12 protein-coding genes are annotated in these 13,090 nt (G+C 56.1%); 3 read left to right on the top strand and 9 right to left on the bottom strand.

Features of this window, described 5'->3' with window-relative positions:
- Positions 1-310 precede the first annotated feature (310 nt).
- The gene (locus MUU53_RS14195; protein ID WP_247261475.1) at positions 311-634 is read left to right on the top strand and encodes a flagellar basal body rod protein FlgC; all 324 of its coding nucleotides are present in this window, start codon (positions 311-313) and stop codon (positions 632-634) included.
- Positions 635-711: 77 nt separating this feature from the next.
- On the opposite strand, the gene MUU53_RS14190 is transcribed toward MUU53_RS14195, so the two are convergent.
- From MUU53_RS14190 to MUU53_RS14175, 4 genes are all read right to left on the bottom strand, one after another.
- The gene (locus MUU53_RS14190; RefSeq protein WP_062554416.1) at positions 712-1,536 is read right to left on the bottom strand and encodes a ferredoxin--NADP reductase; all 825 of its coding nucleotides are present in this window, start codon (positions 1,534-1,536) and stop codon (positions 712-714) included.
- Positions 1,537-1,664: 128 nt separating this feature from the next.
- Entirely contained in the window at positions 1,665-2,168 is a 504-nt protein-coding gene (locus MUU53_RS14185) for a DUF934 domain-containing protein (protein WP_247261474.1), read from the bottom strand.
- A 15-nt stretch (positions 2,169-2,183) separates the two neighbouring features.
- Positions 2,184-3,854 carry a nitrite/sulfite reductase gene (locus MUU53_RS14180; protein WP_247261473.1) on the bottom strand — a complete coding sequence of 557 codons (1,671 nt, stop codon included), beginning with the start codon at positions 3,852-3,854 and terminating at the stop codon, positions 2,184-2,186.
- Positions 3,855-3,862: 8 nt separating this feature from the next.
- Positions 3,863-4,177, bottom strand: a complete 315-nt coding sequence (locus MUU53_RS14175; protein ID WP_247261472.1) for a DUF2849 domain-containing protein — start codon at positions 4,175-4,177, stop codon at positions 3,863-3,865.
- 268 nt (positions 4,178-4,445) lie between these two features.
- Here MUU53_RS14175 and MUU53_RS14170 point away from each other — a divergent pair, with 268 nt between their 5' ends.
- Both MUU53_RS14170 and mazG read left to right on the top strand, forming a co-directional pair.
- Entirely contained in the window at positions 4,446-5,033 is a 588-nt protein-coding gene (locus MUU53_RS14170) for a deaminase (RefSeq protein WP_247261471.1), read from the top strand.
- A gap of 18 nt (positions 5,034-5,051) precedes the next feature.
- Positions 5,052-5,891, top strand: coding sequence for a nucleoside triphosphate pyrophosphohydrolase (gene mazG / locus MUU53_RS14165; protein WP_247261470.1), 840 nt, complete (start codon positions 5,052-5,054; stop codon positions 5,889-5,891).
- 8 nt (positions 5,892-5,899) lie between these two features.
- Here mazG and hflX read toward each other — a convergent pair whose 3' ends face one another.
- The 5 genes from hflX to MUU53_RS14140 all read right to left on the bottom strand — a co-directional run bounded on the left by hflX (position 5,900) and on the right by MUU53_RS14140 (position 13,088).
- Positions 5,900-7,240, bottom strand: a complete 1,341-nt coding sequence (hflX, locus tag MUU53_RS14160; RefSeq protein ID WP_247261469.1) for a GTPase HflX — start codon at positions 7,238-7,240, stop codon at positions 5,900-5,902.
- Positions 7,241-7,478: 238 nt separating this feature from the next.
- Positions 7,479-7,721: an RNA chaperone Hfq gene (hfq, locus tag MUU53_RS14155; protein WP_062554409.1), complete on the bottom strand. Its 243-nt coding sequence runs from the start codon at positions 7,719-7,721 to the stop codon at positions 7,479-7,481.
- A gap of 329 nt (positions 7,722-8,050) precedes the next feature.
- Positions 8,051-9,427, bottom strand: a complete 1,377-nt coding sequence (gene trkA / locus MUU53_RS14150; RefSeq protein ID WP_247261468.1) for a Trk system potassium transporter TrkA — start codon at positions 9,425-9,427, stop codon at positions 8,051-8,053.
- Positions 9,428-9,463: 36 nt separating this feature from the next.
- Entirely contained in the window at positions 9,464-10,828 is a 1,365-nt protein-coding gene (gene ntrX / locus MUU53_RS14145; protein WP_062554407.1) for a nitrogen assimilation response regulator NtrX, read from the bottom strand.
- Positions 10,818-13,088 carry a sensor histidine kinase NtrY-like gene (locus tag MUU53_RS14140; protein WP_247261467.1) on the bottom strand — a complete coding sequence of 757 codons (2,271 nt, stop codon included), beginning with the start codon at positions 13,086-13,088 and terminating at the stop codon, positions 10,818-10,820. Before MUU53_RS14140 ends, ntrX begins: the two co-directional genes overlap by 11 nt.
- Positions 13,089-13,090 lie beyond the last annotated feature (2 nt).

Here is a 13,090-nt window from a genome sequence, read left to right as displayed (position 1 = left end):
GCCAACTTCATGGGATTCGTCAAACTCGCAGCCATCGCCATCTGGCTCAAATAGCTAAATCGTCACTACCGCCTAGGAGATGCATGAATGACGGCTCCGTAGACACAGACGGAGCCGCTTTGCTATCGAGGTGTACTTAATTTGGACGGGTTATTACCAAGTCGTAAATTGTCTCGCTGAAGTTATTCATCTGGCCATACATCACGTGACTGAGTTTACATCTCATCAATGCTACCGACGTATCATCCGCGACAACGATCTATTCGTTGGTTATGGTCATCGTCAGGCATAATTGCCTGGAGAGGTGAAAATGAGCTTGAGCGGTGTTACGAATTCGGCCCTGTCTGGCATGCAGGCACAGGTTACGCGGCTTTCTGCCACTGCCAACAACATTGCAAATGTTGACTCATCGAACTACAGCCGCCTCTCCACCCAATTCAGCACGACCCCTGATGGTGGCGTACGAGCAGATCTATCTCAATTTCAACAGCCGGGCGCTGACGGAGACGGAGTAGACACCGGGCAGGAAATGCTTGAGCTCACAGAGGCATCGCTGTCTTTCAAAGCCAACGCCGCCGTTTTTGAAACAGGCGCCGATCTGTGGCAGCTATTGGCGACAATCAAGCGCGACTGACATCACATTGTCTCCCAAGACAAAAAAGGCTCTGGATCGATCGATCCAGAGCCTTTTCCGTAAAGTATATCTATAGATCAGCCGACAAATGCGCGTTCGATGACAAACTCGGCGGGCTTATTGTTTGCGCCTTCCGTCAGTCCCGCCTTTTCAAGCAACTCCTTAGTGTCCTTGAGCATGGCCGTCGATCCGCAAATCATACCGCGATCAACAGCTGGATCGAGCGGCGGAACACCCAGATCGGTAAACAGTTTGCCGTTTGCGATCAGATCGGTAATGCGCCCCTGGAACGCGTAATCTTCGCGTGTCACCGTCGGATAATGCTTGAGCTTGTCGCCGACAACCTCAGCCAGGAACTCGTGATTGCGGATCTCTTCCATCAGGTCGAAACCGTACTTCAGCTCCGCAATCTCCCGGCACGTATGCGTGAGAATGACTTCGTCAAACTTTTCATAGGTTTCGGGATCGCGAATGAGGCTCGCAAACGGAGCGATGCCCGTACCGGTCGAGAACATGTACAGGCGCTTGCCCGGCGTCAGCGCGTCGAGCACCAGAGTGCCAGTCGGCTTCTTTCGCATGAGAACCGTGTCGCCTGGCTTGATCTTCTGAAGATGCTGCGTCAGCGGACCGTCCTGCACCTTGATGGAGAAGAACTCCAGTTCTTCGTCCCAGGCCGGGCTGGCGATGGAGTAAGCACGATAGATCGGCTTCTCGCCGACCATCAGGCCGATCATTGCAAACTCGCCTGACCGGAAGCGGAAGCCCGCAGGGCGCGTCATGCGGAAACGAAACAAATGATCCGTGTAATGTTCGACAGCCAGAACGGTTTCCGCATAAACTCCATCCGGAATATTGGCGGGTGCCTTGGCGGCGAATTCTTCAGTCTTGGCGGAAACGTTCATTCGTGCGTCTCGTTCTATCCAGCTTCGTGTGCGCTAGCGACATATACCATGAACACACTGTTTTGAAGGCATCCGCGTTTATATGTCGCGGATGCTTGGAAAAATTCGCCTCTTGAACTCAGCTTTAATCAGGCCGAGCGACGGCGCCAGCTATAGGCTTCACCACCTGTCGCCGCGCGAGCAGTCGGCTGGTAGTGAACGGCAATGCCCGGCAGCCGATTTTCGGAAAGACGACGCAGCGCAGTCTCATTGGTGACCGCGAAACTGTCGAAGCCACACCGCAGCATGAGCGGAACCTGGTCGATCAAGACATCGCCCACCGCCCGCAATTCATTGGCGTAGCCGAACCTCTCGCGAAGCAGCGAGGCGTGGCTGAAGCCACGACCATCGTTGAACGCGGGAAAGGCGACAGCGATCAGCACCAGTCGGTAGAGATAGGGTTCCAACCTTGATACGTCATCGGCAGGCTTGACCAGCACGCCAAAGCCAACATCGTTGGAGTTATCGGCGCGCTCGATCAACTCATCAATGGTGAGGAGAGCCGTCTGGCCCTCGCCGGCCTTGACCTCATCCGTTTCGATGATCCAGGGATCAGCGTCCACGAAACCGTTTTCTGTCCAGATACGTGTCATGTTCAATCCCTAAACCTATGCTGCCTGCGCGGCTTCGCCGTAAAGCGCATCCTTGAAAGGCTGCGGGCCAACACGACGATAGGCCTGAAGGAAAGTTTCGTCCTTGGACAACCGAAGGCCAAGATAGGTATCCACGATCTTCTCGACGGCATCAGTCACTTTTTCCGGCTCGAAACCGCGCCCGATGATCTCACCGATCGAAGTATGCTCATCCGCCGAACCGCCAAGCGTGATCTGATAGAGTTCAGCACCCTTCTTCTCCACGCCAAGCAAGCCGATATGGCCGACATGGTGATGGCCGCAGGCGTTGATGCATCCCGAGATCTTGATCTTCAACTCACCGATTTCTGCCTGACGCTCGGCGGAGCCGAAACGCTGCGAAATTGCCTGCGCAACCGGAATGGAACGCGCATTCGCAAGCGCGCAGTAATCAAGACCGGGACAGACGATCATGTCGGTGATCAGCCCGGCATTGGCTGTTGCAAGGCCTTGCGCTACCAGCACCTTATAGACGGCTTCGAGATCGGCAAGCGCCACATGCGGCAGAACGATATTCTGCTCGTGCGTGATCCGGATTTCATCCAGCGCATACTGCTCTGCGATGTCGGCAACGGCATCCATCTGTACATCTGTCGCATCGCCGGGAACACCACCGATCGGCTTCAGCGAGATCGTCACCATGCCGTAGTCGGGATGCTTGTGAGGCTCAACATTCTGGTGAACCCACTGCGCGAAGCTGGCATCTGCCTTCTTCGCACCCGCCAGCTGCGCCCAGCCTTCAGGACGCGCCACCAGCGCAGGCGGTGCAAAATAGGTGCTGATCGCCTCGATATCTGCCTCAGGAAGCTTCAGTTCGGCACCCTGCAAATGCGCAAATTCGGCTTCTACCTGACGAGCGAGTTCTTCCGTTCCTGTCTCGTGGACGAGGATCTTGATGCGCGCCTTGTACTTGTTGTCACGACGGCCATGCAGATTGTAAACGCGCAAGATCGCAGTCGTGTAGGACAGCAGATCCTGCTCCGGCAGGAAGTCACGGATTTTCTTTGCGATCATCGGCGTGCGGCCCTGGCCACCACCGACGTAAACGGCAAAACCGATCTCACCCTTGTCGTTCTTTTTCAGATGCAGCCCGATGTCGTGAACCTGAATGGCAGCACGGTCGCGTTCAGCGCCGGTCACTGCAATCTTGAACTTGCGCGGCAGGAAGGAAAACTCAGGATGCACCGAAGACCACTGACGCAGGATCTCGGCGTATGGACGTGGATCCGCCACCTCATCCGCAGCAGCACCGGCAAAGTGATCAGCGGTCACATTTCGAATGCAGTTGCCAGACGTTTGTAGCGCATGCATCTCGACGGACGCGAGTTCCGACAGAATATCCGGCGTATCGGAAAGTTTCGGCCAGTTGTACTGGATGTTCTGGCGCGTGGTGAAATGGCCATAGCCACGGTCGTACTTGCGGGCGATGTGCGCAAGCATCCGCATCTGCCGGGAATTCAGCGTGCCATAGGGGATCGCAACGCGCAGCATGTAGGCGTGAAGCTGCAGGTAGACGCCATTCATCAGACGCAGCGGCTTGAATGCATCCTCAGCAAGCTCGCCCGAGAGGCGACGCGCAACCTGATCACGAAACTGCTCCACGCGACTGGAAACGAAAGCGTGGTCAAACTCATCATAACGATACATCGAATTCCTCAGGCAGCAATGAATGCCGGATCAGCGGGCTTGTAACCGGGGGCATAATCCATCGTCGGACCAGCGGCGCGAATACGCTCGCGTAGGCGCAGAGGACGGATAAGGCCATTGACCTCTTCCACGTCCACTACGTTGACGTCAACGACAAGATTTGCAGAAAAATCGCGTTTTCCGATTTCCTCCAATGCTGCGACGGCCTCAGTGTGCCGCGCCACCAAGGCGCTCTGCAATGCCTCGTTCCACGCTCCACTGGCGTCAAGCCAAACGGCAATGCCGTCGGTCAGACGATTCGCGGTCAACACCTTGTCTGCCATCACTGGGTCCTGTCGTTCCTGTGCGTTCGCACAATGATGAGTTATTGCACTTAATATCGCAGTTTCATGAAAAATCGAGAAGCAACAGCAATCCGTGGAGACCGGACTTCTGATATTTTCATTCCGAATGTGCGGCAAATCACAGAAAATCAGCCTGATACGCTGTCGACGCAACGCTGCGTGGTGGGCGGTCTCGGGGGGAATCGGTGTTTTCAAGCTCTCCACACCTGTCGTATGGTGGAGCAATATCAGAAAAGGACATGAGCGCGTGACTCCGAAAACAATCGCTACCCGCCTGCTGGATGTTATCGACAATGACATCCTCCCGCTCACCGAGCGCGGAGTGGCCCTCGGCAACAAGGTGTTTGGTGCTGCAATCCTCCGCAAGGCGGATCTCTCACTGGTTCTTGCAGAAACCAACAACGAACTCGAAAATCCACTCTGGCACGGCGAAGTGCATACGCTGAAGCGCTTCTATGAGATGGCGGAGCGGCCGGACCCACGCGAACTCATTTTCCTGTCCACCCATGAACCCTGCACCATGTGCATGTCGGCAATCACCTGGGCAGGTTTCGATAACTTCTATTTCTTCTTCAGCCACGAAGATTCGCGTGACGCCTTTACCATCCCCCATGATCTAAAGATCCTGAAGGAAGTGTTCGGCCTGGAGCCCGGCGGTTACAAGCGGCAGAATGCATTCTGGAAATCCTTCGCGATCAGCGAAATGGCCGATACCGAGGAGGAAAAGCTTCGTACCGAACTTCACGAGCGGATCAATGCCATCAAAGCCAGGTATGATGCACTCTCGGAAAGCTATCAGCAAAGCAAGTCCGACAACGGCATTCCCCTGAACTGATAGAATAAGGCTTTAGCAATGCAGCCCTCCAAGGATATCTCCGATCTCCTGAAACTTATGGCATCTCTGCGGGATCCTCAGACGGGATGCCCGTGGGATATCAAACAGGATTTCCAGACCATAAAGCCCTACACGATCGAAGAAGCCTATGAGGTGGCCGACGCAATCGAGCGTGCGGATCTTGAAGATCTGAAGGATGAGTTGGGAGATCTGCTGTTTCAGGTCGTATTCCATGCACAGATGGCGGAAGAAGCAGGCGCATTCAGCTTTGCCGACGTCGTTGAGGCGATAACGACGAAGATGATCAGGCGGCATCCGCACGTGTTTGCACGTTCGGATGTCAATACGCCCGAAGCGGTCAGACTCCAGTGGGATCAGATCAAGGCGGCCGAAAAGAAAGATCGCGCCGAGCGACGCGCAAAGCGCGGATTGGTTGACGATGAGACTGTCGGCCTTCTAGGTTCCGTATCTCGTCATCAACCTGCTCTTGTCGAGGCACTGAAGCTGCAGGAACGCGCGGCAACTGTTGGCTTCGATTGGTCGGAAGCAGAACCAATTCTCGACAAGATCGAAGAAGAGATCGCAGAATTGCGAGAGGCTCTGCGAGAGGGGCAATCCGTAAAGATAAAAGACGAACTCGGGGACCTGATATTCGCCGTTGTGAACATCGGTCGTCACGTAAAAGCCGATCCCGAGCAGGCTTTACGTGGAACGAATTCGAAATTTCGAAACCGATTCAGTTATATAGAAACGGAACTTAAGAAATTGGGGAAGGCTCCTGCTGAAGCCTCTCTTGAGGAGATGGAGGCCTTCTGGCAGGCTGCCAAGGGCGTGAAACCTAGAGAGGCAGCAGAATAGGGAGCGGCTTACCGCTCCCAGTCTTCCTTTTCTGCCACCGGGAAGACACCCAGCTTTCGTTCAAGGGCGTTCGCCTGTTGCTCGGAAAGTCTCAGATCGAAAGCGACAGAGCCATCTTCCAGGTCCTCTCGCTGGTCGACCATGGCATTTTCATAGATCCACGAAATCAGCGACAGCTTTTCCGGCGGAAGCACGACAGTCGTCTCCGTCACGACACCCGCAAGGCGTCGTGAAATCTCGTCCATCAAACGATCGACGCCCTCACCGGAGATTGCCGAGACGGCCATGACGTTTTCACGGCCAAGAGCGCGTTCGGCAACGGCCTCGTGCGCCTCGGGCTCCAGACGGTCGATCTTGTTCCAAACCTCGATAATGCGCTCGCTGCGCTCTTTCTCGTCGATGCCAAGATCATCGAGGATACGCAGGACATCCGCCGACTGTGCGCTGTTATCGGGATCGGACATATCGCGGACGTGGAGAATGAGATCCGCCTCCAGCACTTCCTCCAGCGTCGCGCGGAAAGCGGCGACCAGATGAGTAGGAAGATCCGAAATGAAGCCGACCGTATCGGAGAGGATGACAGTTCGGCCATGCGGCAACTTCATGCGACGAAGCGTTGGATCAAGCGTGGCGAACAACATGTTTTCTGCCAGCACGCCTGCTCCCGTGATCCGGTTGAAGAGCGTGGATTTTCCGGCATTCGTGTAGCCCACGAGCGCGACGATCGGATGAGGAACCTTGCGGCGCTTGGCCCTATGCAGCTGTCGGGTGCGCACGACCTGCTCAAGTTCGCGCTCCAGCTTGAGAATACGCTCCTGCAGCAGTCGACGGTCAGCTTCGATCTGAGTTTCACCCGGACCACCCATGAAGCCCGCACCACCACGCTGACGCTCAAGGTGTGTCCAGCTTCGCACGAGGCGACCCTTCTGGTAATTGAGATGGGCAAGATCGACCTGGAGCGTCCCTTCCTTCGTGGAGGCGCGTCGCCCGAAAATCTCGAGAATGAGACCCGTGCGATCAATCACCTTCGCCTGCCATTCCTTTTCGAGATTGCGCTGTTGCACGGGCGTCAACGGATGATCGACGATCACCAGACCACAGTCATTCTCGTCCAGAAGAGTCTTGATCTCCTCGATCTTGCCGGTCCCAATCAGTGTCGCGGGCTTCGGCTGACTGACCGGTATGATCAGTCCACGAGCAATCGTCAGGTCAATGGCACGAGCCAGACCCATTGCTTCTTCCAGTCTTGCTTCATCGGATCGGCGCGGCGCAGGTGTCGCCGTATCCGACGGGCCGGAAGCGGCAGATCGCGCCTGTTTCAAGACCGGAACGAGCACCAGCGCGCGCATATCATCGCGGCGCTTCTCGGCGTCGGGGATCAGGGATTCATTTGAGGTATCGCGAGTGACTATCGCAGTCTTCCTTCAATTCTAGCCAATTAAGCCGTTTGCGGAAACAACCAGTTCGCTAAGACATGCGAAAACCGCCGAAAAGTGTCGGCGGTCTGAAGTTCCCTGAAAGTGACGGCTTTCCTGAGTGATAGATGGGGCAACCGGTGTTGGTATTCAATGGCTGCCCTGATCGAGATCAACCAGCGCTTTCTTCGGTTTCGAACATCTGCATCGGCTGTCCAGGCATGATCGTAGAGATCGCATGCTTGTAGACCAGCTGCGAATGACCATCACGCCGCAACAACACGCAGAAATTGTCGAAGGATGTTACAACACCCGTCAGCTTGACGCCATTGATGAGGAAGATAGTAAGTGAAATCTTCTGCTTGCGAACAGTGTTGAGAAACAAGTCTTGAAGATTTTGAGAACGTTCCGCCATAGCGCCGCTTCTTTCTTTTTTGCCAGCCGTGCGGCCGGGATATGATCACGCTCGGAAAATTCGGTAGAGCACCTCTCCTACCTCCACCGTCCGTGCAATTGGTTATCAAATCGCCGTGTTTTGCGCAATGACCAATCGCATATGCGAAGAACCGGCTCTTGTTGAGAACAATGCTTGTAAAAGCAGTTACTTATCGAGAAATCTCGCATTTTGCGAAGCTCAATAGGCCGTCCATACGACGCCTAATGAATATCATGCTATTGAACTATCCACAGCTCTTGGCAGCGCCAACCTGCATAGGCCAGGTGGAATTTTCGCAGGGTCATTCCCTAGAAATATTGGATGGACACCCGGAATAACTGCTCCACATCGCGCACGGCCTTTCGAGTAGCCAGCAGAACAACTCTGTCCTTTGCCTTGATCCGCGTTTCACCACCAGGTTTCAGAACCTTCCCGTCGCGCAGCATGGCACCAATTCGTATTCCTTCCGGCAGATCGAGATCGCGAAGACAGGACCCAACCAGAGGTGAAGTTTCCAGAGCCTCGGCTTCGATCACCTCTGCGGCGCCATTCTGAACGGCGTAGACGGATCGAATTCGCCCCTTGCGAACATGCTGAAGGACACGGGAAATGGTAACAGCGCGCGGATTGATAACGGAGTCGATGTTCAATGAATCGCTCACCTCGCTCAGCGAGGTGGAATTGACAAGAACGAGGTTGGATCGGCATCCGAGCGCCTTGGCCATGACCGCACTGAGAATATTGACCTGGTCATTGTTGGTCAGCGTAATCATCAGGTCGGCATCCTGAATATCGGCCTGCTGCAGAAGGCTCTGCTCAAGAGATGAGCCCTGCAGAACAACGGCGTTCTTCAGCTCTTCTGCAATGAATGTGGCGCGCGCCCGATCTGTTTCGATGATCTTGACCCGGCTTCTTGGCTGCATCTGCTCGATACGCTGTGCAACATAGAGCCCGATATTGCCACCACCGGCGATCACGATCCGCTTCGCTTCCTGCTCTTCATGGCCGAACAGACCAAGCGTGCGCCGTGTATGTTCGCGCTGGCAGATCACATAGGCCAGATCCCCAACGTGAAGCTGATCACCCGATCGCGGAATGAAAAGCTTCCCGTCCCGCAAAACTCCCACAACGGTGGCAATGAGATCCGGAAACAGTTGGCTCAATTGCTCAAGCGGCGTGTCCACCACCGGGCAATCTTCCATGCATTCAATGGCAACCATCGCGATGGCGTCGTCAGCGAAGCGGGCAACGTCCACAGCACCGGGAAACGATATACGTCGCAGGACCATCTTACCGACTTCGATTTCTGGAGAAATCGTCACGTCGATCGACATGTTCCGGCTGCTGAAGAGATCGGCATATTCCGGCAGCAGATAGCTTTGCGAGCGAATACGGGCGATCTTGGTCGGCACGCTGAAAAGCGCATGAGCGACCTCGCAGGCCACGATGTTAACCTCATCGTACAACGTGACGGCGATGATCATGTCCGCCTGTTCGGCACCTGCCTTGGCGAGCACATCCGGATGCGCGCCGTGACCGACATAGCCGCGCACATCGAGCGTTTCGGTGATGGCGTTGATCAACGCCGCCGAAGTATCGATCACCGATACCTCGTTTTCTTCCTGCGAAAGACGCTCGGCGATGCCGTAACCCACCTGCCCGGCACCACAAATGATGACCTTCATTTTGCTCTTTCAACGTAACGGGTGGGTATTCAGAGTTCAGACGCCCAGCGACTTCAGCTTCCGATGAAGTGCTGAACGCTCCATACCAACAAATTCAGCCGTGCGGGAGATGTTGCCACCAAAACGATTGATCTGCGCCACAAGATAATCGCGCTCGAACATTTCGCGAGCCTCGCGGAGCGGCAAGGTCATGATGTGATGATCGCCCTTCGTGGAGATCTTCGGCAGCATGTCGCCAAGATCCGTCGGAAGCATATCCGCCGAGATCGGCGAATCCGGACCGTCGGTTCGCGCAAGGATCATCAGTCGCTCGATGTTGTTACGCAACTGGCGAATATTGCCGGGCCAGTCATGCGCCTGCAGAACAGCCATAGCATCATCGCCGATCTTGCGCGGACGAATGCCCGCCTGCTCCGAGATCTGTCGCATGAACATGTCCACAAGGAAGGGGATGTCTTCGCGACGCTCGGCCAAGGCTGGAACCTTGACGGGCACGACAGCAAGGCGATGGTAAAGGTCCTCACGGAAGATGCCTTCCGCAATCAGGTTCTCGAGGTGGTATGCGGTCGACGAAATGATGCGAACATCGACCTTGACGCGTTTGGATCCACCGACGCGTTCGAACTGTTGATCAACCAGCACCCGCAGGATCTTGTTCTGCGTTTCGCGCGGCATCTCGCCAACCTCATCAAGATACAAGATACCGCGATGCGCTTCTTCGAGTGCGCCGATCTTGCGTGGCTGCCCCGGCCCGCCTTCCGTACCGAACAGCGCGATCTCCATACGATCCGGCGTAATGGTTGCTGCGTTCAAGGCGACGAAGGGACCGCCCGCGCGGGACGACCGCTTGTGGATCATCCGCGCAACAAGTTCCTTTCCGGAACCGGAGGGGCCGAGAATCATGATGCGACTATTGGTCGGCGCAATCTTTTCGATCGTCTGGCGAAGCTGCGATATGGCGACCGAGGTCCCCACGAGTTCCGAAGAATCGCCCGCCCGTTTCTTAAGCTCGGTGACCTCGCGCTTCAGCTTCGAATTCTCAAGCGCACGCTCGGCGATCAGGATCAGGCGATCAGCCTTGAACGGCTTCTCAATGAAATCGAAAGCGCCGCGCTTGATGGCGGATACGGCAGTCTCAATGTTGCCATGACCTGAGATCATCACGACCGGAACCTCCGGGTGCCGGACCTTGATCTCATCCAGCAGAGCCAGCCCATCAAGCTTGCTTCCCTGCATCCAGATATCCAGGAAAATCAGGCGCGGCACACGATCGGAGATCGCCGCGAGGGCGCTATCGCTGTCATGCGCCATCCGCGTCTCGTGTCCTTCATCGGACAGAATACCCGCAACGATTTCACGAATGTCTGCTTCATCATCCACGACGAGGATATCAGACGCCATAAGCTGCTTCCTTGTTCATATCTGTTTGAGACGCGGCAGCACTCTGAACATGCGGCAGGATCACACGGATCATGGCACCCTTGCCCTGATCGAAATCCGCCGGTGCGTCGTGCAGTTCCAGTTGGCCGCCGTGCTCCTCAATGATCTTCTTCACGATGGCGAGTCCGAGCCCGGTGCCCTTTTCTCGCATCGTCATGTAAGGCTCGAGAATGCGGTGCCGGTTTTCAACCGGTAGACCGTTTCCATTGTCGATGATGTCGACCCGGAACTGGTCCTTCGTCGCATCGAAGATTGACCGGACCAGAACCTTCCGACCATCGCGCTCGGCGTCACTGGGGACCGCCTCGATGGCCTCAACCGCATTCTTGATGAGATTGCCGAAGGCCTGACCCAGCATGCGCGAGTCAAACAGGCCTTCCAACCGCTCGTCTCCCAGTTCGCGGAGAAACGTTACATGGCTGGCGCCCATTTCGCGCAGGAAAATTGCATCTCGGAGGATATCCCTAAGATCGCCCTTTTCCTTCGTCGGCTTCGGCATTCGGGCGAACGAGGAGAACTCATCCACCATTCGGCCAATGTCACCCACCTGCCGCACGATTGTATCCGTGCACTGGTCGAAGACTGCCCGGTCGCTTTCGTCTATCTGCTTGCCGTATCGACGTTTCAACCGCTCTGCTGAAAGCTGGATCGGCGTCAGCGGGTTCTTGATTTCGTGCGCAATACGTCGAGCGACGTCGGCCCAGGCAGTCGAGCGCTGCGCAATGACAAGGTCGGTGATGTCGTCCAGCGTGATGACATAGGAGTCAGTGCTGCTGCGCTGCTCTTCGCGCGTGACCTGCACACTCAGAGTGCGTTCCTTGCCCCCCCGTACAAGGTTCACTTCCTTGCGCAGCTCTCCACGCGCCCTGCCCGCTGCCTCCTTCAGAACCTGATCGATTTCCGGCGCCACGTCTTCAAGTCGCTCGCCAACCAGTTGGTCGGCCTGCATGCCAAGGAAATCTTCGGCAGATGGATTGACGATCGTGATCCGGTGGTCGTTTTCGACACCGATAACAGCAGCAGTGACGCCCGAAAGCACAGCCTCGATGAAGCGGCGGCGATCATCCACCTCATCCTTCGCTTCCAGAATTTCATTTCGCTGACTGCGTATCTGCGAGATCATCTTGTTGAAGGTTCGCGACAGATTGCCGACATCGCCATCCGCAGAGCGTACCGGCACCACGACATTGAAATTACCCGTTGCGACATTATCCGCGGCACTGATCAGCAAACGGATCGGGCGAACGATACGGTCGGCGACGGCGATGGCAGTCCAGATCGCAGCCAGAAGAACGATGAGCGCGAAGCCAAGATAGAGAACGGCAAAGGCAACCTGCAGGCTCATACGGCCCGCTTCCATCGCTTGATACTCCGCCCGATTATCCTCCATCAACCGCATGGCGCTCATGACCTTGGGGTCGACGGCACGGATGGTGTACAGAAACGCGCCAGGGATGGCTTCCAGCTTGATGATCGCACCAACCAAGTTTGTAATGCCAGGCGGAATGAGCGTCGGCTGACCGGCCGCCGAACTGGCCAAGGCATCCTTGGGGATTGCGGGCAGCGGCTTCTCGGTCTGGATGTCTGCCTGGGCGATCGCTTCGCCATCCTCACGGACCAGGAATGCACCCAGCATCCCGCGGCCCCTGGCTTGACGCGTCATCAGGTCAACGAATCCGGTGCGATCCAGATAGAACATCGCTCGGTTTCGTTCGAGGTCGTTTGCCATCGATACGGTCTGACCCTGCAGATAGCTCGCATTCTCAAGCATGTAGGCACGCGCAACGTCCAGCGAGGACTGGACAATCGACTGGGTGCGCAAGGAGAACCAACGATCAAGACCGACATTCAGCGTCAGACTTGCAAAAATCGCGACCAGAACAGCAGGCGTGATCGCAACGATCGAGAACAGAACCACGATACGGACGTGTAGACGCGCTGCGGCGCGGCCGCGCTTGCGGGCTTTGACCAGGCGTGAAACTTCGCGTGCGATCAGATAGATCAGCCCCAGCACGAAAAGCGTGTTGAGAACCGCCGAGGTGATCACGACATTAGACGTCGGTGCAATGGGCGTAGCGCCGAGAAGCACGAGAAGAGTTGCAACGGCGCAGATGAGTGCGCCGCCTGCAAGCAGAAGCCCGGGCAATGCGAAGGATGCACGCCGGTCCTGCACCAGTGCCGCCGGTTCTTCACCCGCGGCCGCTGACAACGCATCTGCCATGC

The sequence above is a fragment of the Affinirhizobium lemnae genome, assembly GCF_022968395.1.
Classification (GTDB): domain Bacteria; phylum Pseudomonadota; class Alphaproteobacteria; order Rhizobiales; family Rhizobiaceae; genus Neorhizobium; species Neorhizobium lemnae.
The sequence above is the reverse complement of the archived record's forward strand: the minus strand, read 5'-3'. Positions and strand labels throughout refer to the sequence as shown.

Coding starts and splice junctions, on each gene's coding strand:
- MUU53_RS14195 (WP_247261475.1), top strand. CDS start 311: ATGAGCTTGAGCGGTGTTACGAATTCGGCCCTGTCTGGCATGCAGGCA.
- MUU53_RS14190 (WP_062554416.1), bottom strand. CDS start 1,536: ATGAACGTTTCCGCCAAGACTGAAGAATTCGCCGCCAAGGCACCCGCC.
- MUU53_RS14185 (WP_247261474.1), bottom strand. CDS start 2,168: ATGACACGTATCTGGACAGAAAACGGTTTCGTGGACGCTGATCCCTGG.
- MUU53_RS14180 (WP_247261473.1), bottom strand. CDS start 3,854: ATGTATCGTTATGATGAGTTTGACCACGCTTTCGTTTCCAGTCGCGTG.
- MUU53_RS14175 (WP_247261472.1), bottom strand. CDS start 4,177: ATGGCAGACAAGGTGTTGACCGCGAATCGTCTGACCGACGGCATTGCC.
- mazG (WP_247261470.1), top strand. CDS start 5,052: ATGCAGCCCTCCAAGGATATCTCCGATCTCCTGAAACTTATGGCATCT.
- hflX (WP_247261469.1), bottom strand. CDS start 7,240: ATGCGCGCGCTGGTGCTCGTTCCGGTCTTGAAACAGGCGCGATCTGCC.
- hfq (WP_062554409.1), bottom strand. CDS start 7,721: ATGGCGGAACGTTCTCAAAATCTTCAAGACTTGTTTCTCAACACTGTT.
- trkA (WP_247261468.1), bottom strand. CDS start 9,427: ATGAAGGTCATCATTTGTGGTGCCGGGCAGGTGGGTTACGGCATCGCC.
- ntrX (WP_062554407.1), bottom strand. CDS start 10,828: ATGGCGTCTGATATCCTCGTCGTGGATGATGAAGCAGACATTCGTGAA.
- MUU53_RS14140 (WP_247261467.1), bottom strand. CDS start 13,088: ATGGCAGATGCGTTGTCAGCGGCCGCGGGTGAAGAACCGGCGGCACTG.